Raw genomic sequence first — 16,585 nt, forward strand, 5'->3', positions numbered from 1 at the left:
TCTTCATCATGAATATTAACTTTAAACAATAGATCAGAAAAAACTTCCTTTAAATCTTGCGTGATAAAACTGTCTTTTTGCGGCTCAAGTGTATTTACATCAATCTGTTCAACAATATGAGCCGGTAAATAATACGTCACGAAATCCTTTGTCACATCTTTATGACGAAACGTTTCTTTAAAGCGTTTATCGTGTGGATTTTGAACGTGAATGTTTGCTACCTACTTTCGCTATCGTTTACTTCTATCATCTTTTTAATTCTTTTTGTCATTGTTACTGTCAACAGCAATACGGTTCCTGCCTAATTAGGTACCTACAGCATATAGCGTTCTGCCAGTCTCATCAAGTCAGTGAACGTCGGTTATTATCGAATTTCAAAGCCGTTTCAAGCATCTATTTAACGCGATACTCAACCTTATTTGATTTTGGAGCTCACTTTTTATGTGATTTTTTTAATAATCTATACAAAAAGAACACCTTTACCCACGACAGGTAAAGATGCTCTTGATCATTTGAATAATTTTTTCAACAGTTTAAACAGATCAAAACTCGTTTTGTTGTAGACTTTGTTGTAGGCATACTTTTTCGGGTTTCTAACCCAGCCATAGCCTTTTGGCATTTTAACTTTGCCGCGATGGACGATTTGTCGTTTAATTGACGTCCGGGCGCTGAGTCGTTTTTTTAAGCTTGGTTTTCGCATGCCAAACTTCATTTACTCATCTCCTTCTATGTCACGCGTCGCATCGACAAGTGTCCCTGCGAGCGCTTGTGAGGCAAGGCGATCGGCTTGTTTATTATCCTGACGGTCAATATGATGAAAGACAGGTATGAGATTTAATGATTTTAGTAAAGCTTCCACGTCATCTGCCCACTTCGCTAACGTCTCATCAAATACTGGCCACTCACCTTTTAATTGGTTAATGACTACCAAACTATCGCCATAAATCTCAATCGACTGTGGTGGGAAATCCAATTGTTTTAATTGTTCCAATCCGTGAAACAGACTATAATATTCGGCTTCATTGACTGTTTTTGCGCTAGCTGTATCAAGATTTTTTCGCTGACTTATTTTTTTGTCACCAACATCATACGTCAACACAACCCCAAGCCCACTCAGTTTTGACTGTTGATCAAAACTCGCATCAAAGTAAAGGGTTAAGTGATGAATGGATTGTCTATCACTTTCCTGTTCTTTTTGCAACTGCTTTAGCGTATACACGCTATCAGATTCATCGATGGCTTGAATGTTGTGATAGCCTTTATGTGACATCAACCGCTCAAAATAAAGCACCGCTTCGTCAAGCTCACACCAATCAGACGTCATTCTAAGCGTATGATGACCAATATGATACTCATAAGTTAATGTGTAAACCATTGTTATCGCCCGCTTTTTCGGTAATAATGGACCAATCCTTGACTTGATACGTCTAAATCATGCGTCAAATAATCAAAAATGCCTGGATCTAAAATGTAACTTTCTGTTTCAACTTTATTAAATAACGCTTCTGCGATCCACTCTATGATTCGTTCATCAGGCTCATCCTTGTGTTTATCGTAAATCCATTCACTGATCCTGATAAACCGGTTCAACCATTCAGATAACGAATGATACACATGATCTGGTTCATCGCTGTAACCGTAGTGACCAAAGTAAATCCGGTCCGGAGCTAATTCCCGCATCCGCTTCATCGATGTCATCATCGCATTAGGATCAAATTGTGTCGGTGACGTTGAAGGTAAGATGAGTTCACTACCCCCAGTAAAACGCGTTGGATAGAGTGTGCCAAGTGTGTCACCAGTAAAAATACTGTTTGTTAGTGAATCATGAATCGTTAAATGATGGTTACTATGTCCGGGTGTATCATAAAACGTTAAGGTTCGGTTTTCACCAATTTTGAGTGTCTCTTTTTCTTCTACTGAACGAATACGGTTTTCTGGTACAGGTTTAATCGGATCAAATAAGGCATCAAACTGGTCGCCATAGACCGTTTTGGCACTTTCAATCAATCGGGTTGGATCAATTAAGTGGCGCAAACCACGTGGATGGACAATCACCGTCGCATTTGGTAGTGATTCGATCAATAACCCCACACCTCCCGCATGATCTAAGTGGATATGGGTGACAATGACGTATTTTATAGATGCCCGGTCGATATTACGTCGGTCTAGTCCTTGTAGTAAAAAAGGAATCGATGGCGCAGCACTTGTTTCAATCAAAGTGGGAGCCTCACCTGGCAAATAGTAAGACGCCGTACGTTCTGGTAAATTCAAATCGAAAATATCAATCATGTCTATTTGTTTCATGTTGTCACTTCCTTTATGTATGTCTTTAATGGTTACTATACCCGTTTTTTATGCAATTACACGATGAAATAGTCTACTTCTATTTAGCGCTATACTTACTTTGGACTTATAAACACGGCATTCATGCCATGTACTGAATAAAATTATAAATATTTAGTAAAATTAATAAGAAGATGGTCACATTAAATACTTTTTCCACCGTTTCAATTGGTAAAAACTTCGCTAATCTTGACCCAATCACACCCCCACTTATTCCGCCAAGAACCATAAACAGAAGCATCGATAAATCCATTGTTGAGAGATTACCTGAGACAACGGTACTGACGAGGGAGGCGAGCTGACTAAAGAAAATAATGAAGATTGAATAAAATCCTGCCTTTTTTGTATCAAACGCAAATAATAAACTTAAGATAGCAACGTTATGCGGCCCACCGCCGATATCTAAAAAAGATGCCATTAGACCTAATATTAGACCAATAATGAGCACCATCAGACGGCTCTCGATGTGAAACTGTTTAAACTGATGTTTATGATTGACATAATACAATACAAGAGAGAAGATCACAATCAACGCGCCCGTCTGCGCCATCCCAATCCAAGGCAGATGACTAAAGGTACGGAAAATCCCTTTACCAAATAATCCACCTAAAATAGAGCCAGTCGCAAGTAAAATCGCGTGATCTAACCGCATCTCTTTTAACATTCGTCGTCTCGTATACACTGACACGACAGCCATCGCAAAGACTGTTGACGCTGATAAAAAGCCAATGGTTTTTAAATCATAATGCCCTAAAAAGTCTAAGATGGGCTTAATAAGTATGCCCCCGCCAAATCCAGCAAGTGAGCCAATAATCGTCGCCCCAAGACCAATCAGTAAATAAAGTAACGCCAAACGAATCCCTTCTTTCACTTATCGTTTACTCATTCTCTTATTAAAAGTAAACGTTTTCTCTTTTTCTATCAGTAAGTCAATTATAACACGTTCGGCTTTTCAACAAAACCTCACATATGTTTAAGATGATAACTTAAAAGGAATTCTATGTATAAAGACAGACATTCACCACTGGAGGAGGCGTGATAATGATGTTAAAAATAGGCATCCTAGTGTTATCGCTTAGCTTAACTACCGGCGGATCCGCATCTTTAGAAAGTATCGCCAAACCACACCCAACCCGTGACGTATTTTCTTATACCGAGAAGTCACTCGTTCAACTGTTACCAACACCAGAAGAACGCGTAGATGAACTTATAAGTGACATCACCTCACACATTGAGTTACTTTAAAGGAAAAATGGTCCCCTTAGCGAGAAGATGCTTGCTCAGCTAAAATAAGCGGCTACACTTATTTACTTGCCATCCTCTCCGATCGGTGGACGATTTAATGTCATGTAATCGACAGTGACCCGACTCTCACCCCATATTATATAACGAAACAAATAAGCAGGCCACTGCTTAAGCCTTAAGCAATGGCCTGCTTATACTAAAAGTGAATGGCGTCATCGATTGCAGCGTAAACACTTTAACCTCTACCATCTAGGCATTATAAGTAAAGGCCACGAATTTTTAATTCAAAATCATTCAATGCTTTCAATTGTAAATCTCGACGGGTGCGATTAAATAATGTCGCTACATCTAAAGCATGCACCTCTGTTAAGTCCGTTTCAATAGTGACGAGTTTCTTACTTAAATAGGCATCCGCTTCACCGGCGATTAATTTTTTCTTGTATCGATTAAACTTAGGATCAAGTTGATCAAGGGATTGATAGACCCCTTCAACGGAATCATACATTTGAATAAGCGGTAAGGCTGATTTTTCACCAATGCCATGGACACCCGGTACGTTATCGCCTTTATCACCGAGTAAGGCCTTCACATCAATCCATTGGGATGGTTTGATCGCATATTGATTAGTAAAGACGGTTTCTGTGAACATAAGCTCCTCTTTATTTTTTGCGATAATTTGTGTCGTTTGGGCAGATAAAAGCTGAAGTAAATCATGATCGTTACTATACATATAGCTATGACCATTAGTTTCTTGTTGCCACTTGACAGTTAAAGCGCCAATCACATCGTCAGCTTCATAAGGTGGAATGGTCAATTGTGTAAAGCCTAAATTGGTCAATAGAAAGACGAGCGATTCATATTGTTGGATGAGTGGCTCTGGCAAGGCCGCTCGGTTGGCTTTATAGGCTTGATACTCTTGTCGACGCGAGGTATCATCTCGTTTCACGTCCCAACAAATCGCTACATGACTGAAGTCATGTTTCTCAATCAGTTGATATAATTTTTGAATAAATACACGAATGCCGTTCATATATAGCCCTTGACTATTGGTCGGTAACTCATCTGGTTCCTTATTGAATGCGGTCGCAAAATAGCCTCTACTTAACAGATTAAAGCCATCGATTATTAATAATTTTTCAGTCATAATGTGCTCCTTTTTAATATTCTATTAGCTATTATATCAGAGATTCACTGTTTTTTGAGAACGGTCTTTACGTTTAAAGTGATCCGTCGCTATTTTTTAAATGATTTTTAATTTTTTTAAAAGTTTTTTAAAAAAGTGTTTAATATTTGTTAAACCGGGAATAGATAAGTACAAGGCAAATATACCACCCATTATGATTAAGACCTCACGTTACGAACGGTAACTCCAGCGCTTGATCAACATGGTAAGCCAATACGAAAGGTTATTATGTTGACTTACTAAATGGTGCGGTATGAGCTGCACAGCCTTGGCGGAAAATTTGCGCAAGAACTGGCGTCAACAACTCGTCAGGAACGTAGCAATTGAGATGACGTAACAGGAGTCAAAGAGCTATGTAAGAGAAAGTGTACGATTTTTTCGTGAAAGTGCACGTGACTAACCGTTTTAAGGCTCGTGAATCGGATGTAGTGAAGCATTTCGACAAGCAAGTGTCAGTAAGCAAGACGGTTACAAACTAAGCTTCAAGTACGACGGGTTAGCACGTCAGGAAGTAAATGTTTGGTAAGATGAACAAGTAACAAGCAAGTCGAATAAGACAAATTTTCCGCACCGTCCCATAAGGGGGACAAAGAAAGACACGTCGATTGTGGCGTGTCTTTTCTTTGTGTCTCGTCGTTTATATTTTTATTTGTTTGCATTAAAAGGCCACTAGACGTTGTCATCTTGTCTAGTGGCCTAACATGTTTGATCATGTCTATATTAATAAAGATTAGCTATTTGATGCTTCTTTTTTAAAGAGTAACACCGTCGCTGAAAGCAAGCTTAAGATAACCCCAAGCATCACGAACAGATAGATATTCGTTGCAGTTTTTGGTAACGAATCACCATTTGTTGATAATTCTTGACTCGTTTGATCACCTTCACTTGAGTCACTACCTGTTGCTGGGTCGTCAGTATTTGCATCAGAGTCATCCGCTGGCGTATCTGTCGGATCGTCTGGTGTGCCTGTTTCTGGTTCATCAACTGGTTCATCATCTACTGAAGGGTCTACTTCTGCAATGACGTAATCACTAAAGTGATGGAGTAACACAACAACTTCTCCAGTTTCTTTATTGTAACTGTCGATTGGATAGTAAGTGAGTGTACCGTCTTCCTTCACATAAACCACACGAAGGTGATCGCTATTGGTAATGGCCGATGGATCAACAGTAAAACGTACTTCTACTGGCGTATCAAATGTATCATCCAATCGCTCTTCTCCAATAAATACTTGGAAATCATAAAGAGCCGTTAATACTCTTACACCAGTCGGTTCTTTAAAGTTAGCTTTCGACTTCTGATTCACGTGTATTGTGACAGCTTTATTCGAATCAAGCGCACGTTTTAATACGTTATCAAGCGGGAAGTTCATCATGACTAACTTATCTTTTGCCTGTATTTTTAACTGGGCTTTTTCTGGTAACTTTTTCAATACGTCTAGTGATAATTTAGCGGACGAATGATCTTTCACTACAATCACTGGTAGATTGGTTTCTTCATCAATCACCACATCATCTTCTGTGATCTCATCTACTTCTTCATCACTATCTGTATCTTCATCATTGTCACCAGGAACATTTGAATCGTCTTCCTCACTTGGCTCACCTACACGAATAATGATCGCCGTGAGCGGATCAATCGTTAAGGATGTTGACGTCAATGTGACACCTGTTGGGTCATCAATGGCTTCGGTACCTGCTGTTTTCTGATCAACAATGACGTTTTCTGTTGTGTAATCAGTGCCAACAGAAAGTTCACGTGCGGTATCATCAGCATTTATGAAGACGTGGTAGCTTTCACCTGTTGACGCTTTTGCTTCATAGGCAATGACTAAGTCTTGTGCTTTAATTTCTGGTGCTTCAATTAATGACACACTCTCTGCCACTTCTTCCATCGTTTCTTTACTGAACGCATCCGTTGAACGACGGAGTTTAATTAATCCGGTCGTATACGCGCGTGTTTGCGTTTGAATAGGATAGGCTTCTTCATTCGTTGCTTTCTCCCAATCAATTCGGTTAATGATATCCGTTGAATCATATGAATCATGAATAAAGTACGGATATTCAAATGGTGTCCCATCTGCTGATTCCATATACGTTGATTTATATGGGGCTTCTGCTACTGGTTCAATATAATCTGGGTCTCTAAATTGTTTCGTCCGACCAAATTCTTGTCCGGCATGAATAAACGGTGTCCCTTGACTCGTCAGCACCATTAAGTTACCGATTCGAATCCGTTGGTGGATTTCTTCTTCAAAATCTATCGGGTCTTTTTTAATCGATTGTGCGATAACGTCATGAAGGGTTAAGTTATCATGTGCTGCGATATAAGGCACCACATCACCTGGGTCATCCGCTTCAAAGTTACCCGGATTGGCAATAATATTATTGAAAATCACATCAATATCTCTTGCCCCACCCGTTAAGAAGCGTGGCTGTCCTTCGCTACCAAACCCACTCTTCAGCTCATTTCTAAATTCATCTGAGAATGAGGCGACACTATCTGTATCTTTCATCCAGTCTTGGTCCGCTGGTTGTACGTCAGGGTCTTGATCGTCACCTGCGAATGTGCGCCAACCTTCACCAATCATGATGATATTTGGATTCAGTGCTTTTGCTTCATCATAAGCGGTTTGAATAGATTCAGCATCATGGTCCCCCATCATATCAAAGCGGAAACCATCGACTTTAAATTCATCGACCCAATATTTAATTGAATCAACTAAGACTCTGCGCGCCATTTGGTGTGTCGTCCCTAAACGCCCACCACCAAAACTTGTTTTTGCTTCGCCGTCTTTATCCATAAAATGATAGTAATTCGGCTCTAAATCTTCAAAGATATGCACGCGTGCCGTATGGTTATAAACAACGTCTAAAATAACGCCCATATCACGGTCATGGATTTCTTTGATTAAGTTTTTAAATTCCTCGATGCGTTTGGCTGGGTCACTCGGGTCCTCTGAGTACATACCGGTCAGTGAGAAGTAACTATGTGGGTCATAACCCCAATTGTAGTTATTATCTGTGGATGAATAATCAAGTAAGCGTTCATTTTTATTAAATTCATCGCTAAAGAAATAACTCATGACAGGTAATAGTTGAATATGTGTCACACCGAGTGATTCAATGTAATCTAACTTTTCTGAAAAGGCACTAAATGTACCAAACTCATGATCGAGTTCACCTTCTAATGACGGATCACTCGTAAAGTCACGCACGTGCACTTCATAAATAATCGCATCTTCGCGGTGATTAAACCCATCAATCGTTGCGTAGTCAAGGTCTGGACCAATCTCAGTGACATCAACAATCGCGGCTTTACCAACCGCATCATCATGATCGTCACTGGTCCACTGCGCCATTGATTTTGCATACGGGTCAAGGGCCAAGACGCTATCATCACCACGTGTGATCTTAAAGTGATAGTAATAACCTTTTGGACTGTCAAGTCCGGTTAAAGCTTTATCTAACGTTATGGTATATATCCCTTTATCTCCACGTGTCATCGCGTACTCACCAATCACATCGGTTGGTGTGTCTGAATCATAAAGGACAAGATCAACTGTATCAGCTGAAGGTGACCAAACCTTTATTATTGCGGATGTATCCGTTACATCTACTAAACCTAAGTCTCCGTCATAACCATAAAGGTTATCTTTTAATTTCCATCCTGCTTTTGCTTGTACCTCACGTCCTAAGTGACGCACAGTATAAGGCGCGTCTTCTGTTGTAAACGTACCGGTAAGCTTGATTTTATTGTTGGTAGGATCAATCGATGCATCATCAATCACGACAGCGTCACCTCCTTGTGTTGTTACGTCAATATCGTTTTTCACATCGTCTATTGACCAGTCGCCAATGGCACTATAAGTCAATTCAATCGTATCAAGACCGATGAGTTCTGCACCGGTTAAACCTTCTTCAGTCACAAAGTAAGGGTTGGTGTAAACTTGCTCATCTCCTGCTCTTAAGAAGATTTGCGTCGCACCGTCCATCGAATAAGACAAATCACCCGACTGATCACCGCTATTTTTATTTAAGGTCAAAAATTGGATGAGACTAGCATTTTCCTTCACCGGTAAATCAAAGAAAGCACCGTATTTACCTTGTTCGAAGTCATGTGCCCCACTTGGCCAGTTTCCTGTGGCAGCCACAACGTCACCCCATGTCCATAGGGCCCAACCAACATAATTATTGTCGTCTCGCGTGTAATTCACTCGAATGACGTTTTCATTTTCTAATGGCTCGTAGGGATACACTTGTTCATCTTCTGTCACCCATGCTTCATTCATATCAGGACTTAAAATATCAACAAACATATTATCGGTTACATTCGCACCAGCTGTATCATTGATTAAAAAGCCAATTTGTTTGGCATCCTCAATAATCGGGATATCTAAATAATAACCATAATCTGTTTGAACGGCTTCTGAAAATGACGTAGCTCCTACCGGCCAGTTTTCCGACGCGCTTTCAACATCTTCCCAAACCCAAAGACCAAGCTCACTAAGACGACTAGTATCAAGACCACGGAAGTGAAGCCGAAAAGACCCCTCCTCTACCGGTGCGACTTCTTCTGTAGGTTCATCTGGTGTGGTATGTGTAGAAAGTAAGTCACCACCTTCCACCTGAAGTAGCGCTGTCCCACCGTCTGCGGCGGCTGGTACGGTGATGGTTATCATATGTTCATCATCTGTTGTTTCTGTTTCATATGAGGCGTCTGAATAATGATCGGTTACTTTAACTACTTCATTTGATGCTTTTAAAGTAATCTCTTGACTTTCAGCACTTGGGTTAAACGCTAAGTAAACAGCTTCACCGTCATAAGCGCGTTTGACGACAAGTTGACTTAAGTCATCATCTGCGATTAATGTTTCACGCTCACCTTTACTTAATACGTCACTAAATTGTGCTCTAAAATCAAGTAACGTCTCATAATGGGCATGAAGATCATTACCCTCTACATCCTCCCAGTCAAAATCGTAACGGTTATCATACACTGGCCAATTATTCGCACCTGTTTGACCTAATTCTTCCCCGTAATAAATGACCGGTTGCCCTTTTGCGGTAAGTTGCGTACTTACTGCCACTTTGTATTTCGCTTCATCTCCACCAAGGCTATGAAGGAAACCATCTTCATCATGACTACCTAAAAACTGCCCTAGTGTATGCACGCTGTTTAAGGCCTGGTTACGCAAGACGAGTTGTTCATTGGCTCTTTCGACATTTCCATTTGCGAGTGATTGCGCTAATGTTTTAAAGCCAAAATCAAGCAAGGCATCCATCGTGCCGTCATAGAAATGACCGCCATCTTCATTGAAATTCGCCCCCCAATGCTCGCCAATTAAACGAAACGCTGGGTCAATCTTGACAAGTTCATTTTTGAAATGTTGCCACGTAGTTTGTTCGACGTGTTTCACTGTATCCACACGGTAAGCCGCAATACGGTTTCCGTTTGGTGTTGTTGATTTTTCAACCCAGGCGGTTTGCCAATCAACGAGTTGTTCGCGTACCGCTTGTTCTTCTGTCTTAAAGTCAGGTAAGCCAGATAGTGACATCTCTAAGTCACCAGCCCCACCTGATTCTCTCAGCATCCCGTCAAAACGCGCGATATCTGCTTCAGTCGGGTGGCCTTCTGGTTCAGTTCCATCTAACGTCGCATTCATACCGTAACCGGCGTGATTTAAGACAACGTCCACCATGATATCGATATCGCGAGCGGCTGCTTCATCAATTAACGTATGAAACTCATCCATCGTTCCAAGATGCGGATTTAACGCTTCGAAATCTTTAGCCCAATAACCATGATACGCATAGTAAGAGCCATCATCGGACTTAGCTTCGACATCATGACCAACGTTCTCAACGATTGGTGTAATCCAAATGGTATTCACGCCAAGCTCATCTAAATAATCTAATTTTTCGGTAACGCCTTTAAAATCCCCACCTTGATAAGTCCCGCGTGGGTTATGTGCACTCTCATAATCTAAGTCGTAAGGGTTATTATTTGATGGATCACCATCATTAAAACGATCCGTCAACATAAAGTAAATGACGGACTCATCCCAGTCGCGATCATCACTTGTTTTCTCAACGACTGTTGCCGTAACCTCTGTCTTATAGGTGCCACCATTTTCATCAATAGCCGTCACTGGAATGACTTTCTCCCCCGGTGTAACCTCACGACTAACCGATAACGTAACAGCTTGTAATGTCGGATCGATTTCTAACGGGACATCAATCCCTAACGCCGATACATCCACGCGAATCGATGAAATTCCAACGTCTGAGTTATTATTAATCGTTAATTCAAGTAACGCATGTTCATCGTAATGAAAACTTCTAGACACTTCTCCTGAAACCGTAATGTCTTCTGTGCCTTCTGTCTCATCTGGTGTCGTTGATTCTGGTTCACTAGAAACATAGTAAGGGTTGTTAAACGCTTCTTCTACCCCTTCTTTAATAAAGATTTGATTGTATGTCTCTAGCTCATCAAACGTCATATCGCCTGATTGACTTTTGCCATCGACTTTTTCTACAATCAATCCTCCCAGATATTTGGCACCTTCATTTAGTGGAACATCGACATAATAGCCATAAGGTGACATATTCTCACTAGTAAAACTATAAGCATCAGTTGGCCAAGCAGCGTCACTTCCTAATGCTGCTGGTGAATCGCCCCAGAACCAAAGTCCAGGTTCCGCAAAATTTCCGTCTGTTTCTTTAAAATGCACACGAACAGTCGGCGTATCAAAAGAAACAGGTTTAGCTAGATGAGCTTGACCATCTGAGGTGACAAAAACATGATCCATATCCGGTGAGATTAGATCAAGATTAATGTCTCCTGATAATTTTTCATCTTTAGAAGCCGCAATTAAGAAACCAACATCCGTTGCCTCTTCTTTTAACGGGACATCGGCATAGTGCGTAAATTGTTCATCTTCGATTGGTTCAAAGACTTGACCATTAGGAAACGACCCTTCAGGTTCAGCTGCCCCTCCCCAATGCCATAAGTATAGTGTATCATCAGGTTCCCCTGTATGTTCATAGAACACACGGAATGTATCTTCCCCTATTGTTTCGGTGTCAGTTTCCGCAAAAGCCGTAAGCGGTAAACTCGAGAATATCGTACTAAATAATAAGAGCCAAACAAAAAACTGAGCCACAATCGGTCGTAACGTCCTTTTCTTCAACATAATCATCCTTTCAAATGTGTGATAATTTAAAGACCTCTTACAAGATGTGGTTCCCTCCTTATTCATTTTGTGCAAACGATTGCAAAGATGTTGCGAAAAAATTGCACAACCTTAGGCGTGACAGTTATGCAATCGCTTACAAAGATAAGTGTACATGTTTTTGATAATCTTGGCAAGCGATAATTTTTGAATAGTTAAAAAGAAAGACAGCGATTACAAAACCTGTTATAATAGGACTATATAAAAAGGAGGGGTGATATTGTCTGAATTGATTGAATGGATTGTTATTATGTCTATTGTATCGATTGCACTAAATGTGATTCGTTTCTTTTTAAACGAAAAACGCAATCGTTTGCTTGTCTTTCTGTTTTTCACCTTCAGTTTTTTATCATTTCAAAGTCATCTATTAGATGAATATTACCTACTCGTTGTGCTTTATTTAATGACGGGTATGTATTCACTTCACGCGAACGGATTGATTATTTCAAGCGCGGTTGTTCTTATTCGGCATTTTTTATACTTCACACCATCTGTGACACTCTTTGGGCTTCTTATCCTTACTAATATAACCATTTATATTATTGGCACTCGGGGCATTCATCATTTTAATCAACTATCTGATTGGAAACAAAAGATGTACCAAAACACGAAACAACTGACGATTATGAAAGAAATATCGGCAGCTATCCAGCAAACGGATGAACTTGACCGGTTATTACATATCATCGTCACGACAATCACTGCCGGACACGGTCTAGGTTTTAATCGTTGTCTCGTATTTTTGAATGATCATCTGTCTAATCACATTCATGGAATGATGGGCATTGGTCCCGTAAGGGGCAAGGATGGCTTTGAGAAATGGAATGAAATTGCGGTAAAAAAATACAAATTGACTGATCTCTTGGAACGTATGGATGAAGAACATATTGATCCTGAGTTAAATGAACTCGTATCATCCTTGTCCTTCGACTTTAGGCCTTCATCGATTTTTTATCAAGCGCTTCGAGATGGTAAAGATCGTTTAATCAATGTGAAAGATGTTAATGATACTATTCTAAACGAGCTCAGCGACTACTTTCATATGGATGAGGTCTTGATCGTACCGATGGTTTACCAAAATAAAAAGATTGGCATTTTACTGATTGATAATCCCGTCACACATAAAAAAATAACACCTGAAGAAATTGATAACTTAATGCCACTTGCCTTACAAACGGCTATTTCGATTCATCAATTGAATATGTACCAGCATATTAAGACGATGTCCGTGACTGATGGCCTCACTAAGTTAAAAAACCAACGCGCTTTAAAAAACGATTTGACGCACATCTTCTCAGAAAAAGATCCGCAATTTGCGGTCGTCATGATCGATATTGATTACTTTAAACACTACAATGATACAAACGGCCACTTGTTGGGCAACGTGGCTTTAGAACAGTTGGCGACTTTACTGAAAAGTCACATGCGAAAAACCGACCAAAGCTATCGCTTTGGCGGGGAAGAGTTTTCAGTTATTTTGATGAATGTGACGCCTGAAGAAGCTTATGACATAGCTGATCGGATTCGGTTAGCTGTCTTGGCCGAACCTTTCCCTGAACAACACACACAACCCGGAGGCCACTTGACGATTAGTTTAGGTGTCTCTCATACCGATTTTATTCATGACTTAACAGAACACGCCATTTTAAAGACAAGTGACGAAGCGCTCTATGAAGCAAAAAAATCCGGTAAAAATAAAGTGGTCCTCTATCAAGGGGGGAGAAGTCGATGAATGATTATTTACTATTTATGATTCCGTTTATCCTGTTGTGGTTGACAAGCCGCAAGGCTTATCAATTTGCGATGGTGCTGTTCGCAAAAATCAAACTTAAAGCTTTACATCAATCACTGGATGAGTTGTATTATTCTTTCGAACAAGTCGTATACTTCTATAATCAAACGACGCATGTGAAAGCTATTAAAAACATGCAGCGCAAGGACATTCATTTACGTTTCGAGTACCATCCCTTTATCTTTACCGAGTTAACGGGAATCTACATTGAATTAAAAAAAGACACGACCTATACGCTTGCCTACTTACCGATTGATCAATTTATGTTGCCGTACTTAGACCAAAAGATGCAAGAAAATACATTAGATTATCACTCTAGTAAAAGAATCAGTATCGCAAAGTTGTTTCATCCAAATACAAAAGAAAAGCTGATTGATGAAGTCTATAACCAAATCACCGTTGGCCGTTATAGTTAAATCAGTTAAACAGGCAGAGCCATTAGTGGCCCTGCCTGCTTGTTAATTTCTAACGTATTTATGTCCATTGATAGAATCACGTTTAAGAAGCTTTTAGATTATGATCAAAAAAGCCACCAGACAAGGTCTGATGACTTTTGATAAACATCTATTAACCTTTTGTTGCCCCGGCTGATAGACCAGAAATCAAGTATTTCTGTAAGAACAGATACACAGTCGCAATTGGTACGGCGATTAATATCGCCCCAGCCGCAAAACGCGTGAAGTTGTTTGAGAACTGGTCATTAACGAAGTTAAACAGACCAAGTGCTAATGTGTAGTTCTCAGGGCTACGTAAAATAATACGTGGTAAAATGAAGTCCATAAATGGATTCATAAAGTTAAACAGCGCCACAACCGCAAGGATTGGCTTCGCAAGTGGTAATAGAATCTGGAAGAAGATTCTAAAGTGACCGGCACCATCCATTTTAGCTGATTCATCTAACTCTTTCGGTAACGTATCAAAGTAACCTTTAACTAGGAAAGCATTCATTGGAATATTACCACCAATATAAATGATAATCAGGCCAAGTAAGCTATCAAGTAAACCGATTGTATTAAGCAAGATGTATAACGCCACCATCGCCATCAATACTGGGAACATTTGTAGTAAAAGAAAGGCATATAAACCATACGTACGCCCTTTAAAACGATAACGACTGAAAGCATAAGCGGTAAAGCTGACAAGCAGTGTACCGACCGATGCCACTGATAAAGAAACAATCAGTGTGTTTTTATACCACGTTAAATAATTACTACGTGGATTGGTAAAGAGCCATTCATAGTGAACGAAGCTCCAATTTTCAGGAATAAGAGAGGCACCATAAAGGTTAGAACTTGGATTAAGTGACATACCTAATGCCCAGAGAAGTGGGTAAATGATGATCACAAACATAACGGCAATCACCGCATACATCACGACTAATTCTAGGGTATTTTTTGTTTTTCTACTCATTGGTTGACTAGCCATCAGTATTGTCCCTCCTCTTTAAACGAGCTTGAGCGACGGAATTGGAAGAATGCGAATGTCGCTACAATAATACCTAAAATAATAGAAATCGCAGCCGCTAAACTGTACTGTGAGTTCGTAAAGGTTAAGTTATAAATCCAGGAAATTAAAATATCTGTACCACCGGCAGATTGGCCACGTACTGGTGGACCACCACCATTAAAGAGGTAAATGATATTAAAGTTGTTAAAGTTAAAGGTGAATTGCGTGATCAAGAGTGGACCGGTCGCAAACATCAAGTGTGGGAACGTAATGAACTTGAATTTTTGCCAACGCGTCGCACCGTCCATATCCGCTGCTTCATACCAGTCGCTCGAAATTCCTTGTAAGACCCCTGTGAATAAGGCAAAAACAAATGGGAAACCAAGCCAGACTTGAATCATGATCAAGGCAACTTTTGTCCAATTGGCTTCTGTGAGCCATGGTATCGCTGTACCAAATAGCGGTTGGATAATGTCGGCATTTATCGCACCAAAGTTATCATTAAAGAGTGCGGTAAAAATAATAATTGTGACGAATCCCGGTACGGCCCAAGGTAAAATAAAGACTGTACGGATTAAACGTTTAAATTTAAGGCGCGGATCATTCACAAGGATTGATAAGAACATTGCCAGTGCAATCGATAATGTCGTTGCCATAAACGTCCAAATCAATGTCCAAGATAATACATTAAGGAATGTGCCACGTAGTTCTGTAATTGTAAAGAGATCAATAAAGTTTTTAAATCCTACCCATTCAAGTAAAGCACGAGGTGGTGCGTTATACAGCGAGTAGTTTGTGAATGCTAAGAATCCCATAAATAATAGTGGGAACAGCACGACGAAAATAAGTAAGAATAAACCAGGTCCTACGAGTAAGTACGGGAAGCCTGTATCCCAAGCATTTCTAAATCCTTCTACCACTCCAGGAACTTTCCAGCCCATTTGTAGTTTCTTTGCATCACTTCGCGCATCAAGAATGTTCAATACATAGAAAGTCGCAAAGAATGTAATAAAGATGAGCGATAGAATACCTTCACTTAAAAATACCCGTGAATCATCAACACGTTCTTCTACCCCTAAAGTAACAAGACCTGTCACGCCACTAGATAGGAAATCAAACATCGCAATCATAAATGCTGCGAAGAGGACGAAGATAACAGAGCCTTTGATAAAACGTTTATTATACATTTGACCAAGGCCAGGAATGATCGATAGAAGTGCTGCAAGTGTAGGGTTATGTTTTGTCTGTGTTGTAGCTTCGGTCTGTTTATTGTTTATAGCCATTTAGCCTTTCCCTCCTCAGTAAAAGTAAAGGGGATTGAGCGTTAGAACTCAATCCCTCT

Annotated in this window: 12 protein-coding genes; 3 read left to right on the forward strand and 9 right to left on the reverse strand. The window is 40.1% G+C overall.

The features are described from left to right. The 5 genes from BM390_RS06000 to BM390_RS06020 form a co-directional block, all read right to left on the reverse strand. The coding region (locus BM390_RS06000) for an Rpn family recombination-promoting nuclease/putative transposase (RefSeq protein WP_177220652.1) at positions 1-212 on the reverse strand (212 nt) is incomplete at its 3' end. Between the two features lie 296 nt (positions 213-508). Further along, positions 509-712, reverse strand: a complete 204-nt coding sequence (locus BM390_RS06005; protein WP_062323599.1) for a hypothetical protein — start codon at positions 710-712, stop codon at positions 509-511. Further along, on the reverse strand, positions 713-1,375 hold the full coding sequence (locus tag BM390_RS06010) for a reverse transcriptase-like protein (protein WP_062323601.1): 663 nt from the start codon (positions 1,373-1,375) through the stop codon (positions 713-715). Positions 1,376-1,377: 2 nt separating this feature from the next. Then, entirely contained in the window at positions 1,378-2,304 is a 927-nt protein-coding gene (locus BM390_RS06015; RefSeq protein ID WP_062323603.1) for an MBL fold metallo-hydrolase, read from the reverse strand. Positions 2,305-2,425: 121 nt separating this feature from the next. After that, a complete protein-coding gene (locus BM390_RS06020; RefSeq protein WP_062323605.1) occupies positions 2,426-3,214 on the reverse strand; it encodes a sulfite exporter TauE/SafE family protein in 789 nt (262 codons plus the stop codon). A 170-nt stretch (positions 3,215-3,384) separates the two neighbouring features. Between BM390_RS06020 and BM390_RS06025 the strand changes: the two genes are divergently transcribed. Continuing rightward, complete coding sequence (locus tag BM390_RS06025) at positions 3,385-3,588, forward strand: hypothetical protein (RefSeq protein ID WP_062323607.1); 204 nt, start codon at positions 3,385-3,387, stop codon at positions 3,586-3,588. A gap of 256 nt (positions 3,589-3,844) precedes the next feature. On the opposite strand, the gene BM390_RS06030 is transcribed toward BM390_RS06025, so the two are convergent. Together BM390_RS06030 and BM390_RS06035 are read right to left on the reverse strand one after the other, a co-directional pair. After that, entirely contained in the window at positions 3,845-4,732 is an 888-nt protein-coding gene (locus tag BM390_RS06030; protein WP_062323609.1) for a 5'-3' exonuclease, read from the reverse strand. A gap of 769 nt (positions 4,733-5,501) precedes the next feature. Then, positions 5,502-11,963 carry a pullulanase gene (locus tag BM390_RS06035; RefSeq protein WP_177220642.1) on the reverse strand — a complete coding sequence of 2,154 codons (6,462 nt, stop codon included), beginning with the start codon at positions 11,961-11,963 and terminating at the stop codon, positions 5,502-5,504. 262 nt (positions 11,964-12,225) lie between these two features. Between BM390_RS06035 and BM390_RS06040 the strand changes: the two genes are divergently transcribed. After that, positions 12,226-13,737: a sensor domain-containing diguanylate cyclase gene (locus BM390_RS06040; RefSeq protein ID WP_089853362.1), complete on the forward strand. Its 1,512-nt coding sequence runs from the start codon at positions 12,226-12,228 to the stop codon at positions 13,735-13,737. Next, on the forward strand, positions 13,734-14,213 hold the full coding sequence (locus BM390_RS06045; RefSeq protein ID WP_062323618.1) for a hypothetical protein: 480 nt from the start codon (positions 13,734-13,736) through the stop codon (positions 14,211-14,213). Before BM390_RS06040 ends, BM390_RS06045 begins: the two co-directional genes overlap by 4 nt. 151 nt (positions 14,214-14,364) lie before the next feature. Here BM390_RS06045 and BM390_RS06050 read toward each other — a convergent pair whose 3' ends face one another. Next, on the reverse strand, positions 14,365-15,207 hold the full coding sequence (locus BM390_RS06050; protein ID WP_062323621.1) for a sugar ABC transporter permease: 843 nt from the start codon (positions 15,205-15,207) through the stop codon (positions 14,365-14,367). Between the two features lie 14 nt (positions 15,208-15,221). Beyond that, positions 15,222-16,526, reverse strand: a complete 1,305-nt coding sequence (locus BM390_RS06055; protein ID WP_089853366.1) for a sugar ABC transporter permease — start codon at positions 16,524-16,526, stop codon at positions 15,222-15,224. Positions 16,527-16,585: the final 59 nt, after the last annotated feature.

Source organism: Halolactibacillus miurensis (assembly GCF_900116255.1).
Taxonomy (GTDB): domain Bacteria; phylum Bacillota; class Bacilli; order Bacillales; family Amphibacillaceae; genus Halolactibacillus; species Halolactibacillus miurensis.

Excerpts from the sequence above, each read along its gene's own strand:
- BM390_RS06050 (WP_062323621.1), bottom strand. The coding sequence starts at position 15,207 with ATGAGTAGAAAAACAAAAAATACCCTAGAATTAGTCGTGATGTATGCG.
- BM390_RS06030 (WP_062323609.1), bottom strand. The coding sequence starts at position 4,732 with ATGACTGAAAAATTATTAATAATCGATGGCTTTAATCTGTTAAGTAGA.
- BM390_RS06025 (WP_062323607.1), top strand. The coding sequence starts at position 3,385 with ATGATGTTAAAAATAGGCATCCTAGTGTTATCGCTTAGCTTAACTACC.
- BM390_RS06010 (WP_062323601.1), bottom strand. The coding sequence starts at position 1,375 with ATGGTTTACACATTAACTTATGAGTATCATATTGGTCATCATACGCTT.
- BM390_RS06005 (WP_062323599.1), bottom strand. The coding sequence starts at position 712 with ATGAAGTTTGGCATGCGAAAACCAAGCTTAAAAAAACGACTCAGCGCC.
- BM390_RS06055 (WP_089853366.1), bottom strand. The coding sequence starts at position 16,526 with ATGGCTATAAACAATAAACAGACCGAAGCTACAACACAGACAAAACAT.
- BM390_RS06015 (WP_062323603.1), bottom strand. The coding sequence starts at position 2,304 with ATGAAACAAATAGACATGATTGATATTTTCGATTTGAATTTACCAGAA.
- BM390_RS06045 (WP_062323618.1), top strand. The coding sequence starts at position 13,734 with ATGAATGATTATTTACTATTTATGATTCCGTTTATCCTGTTGTGGTTG.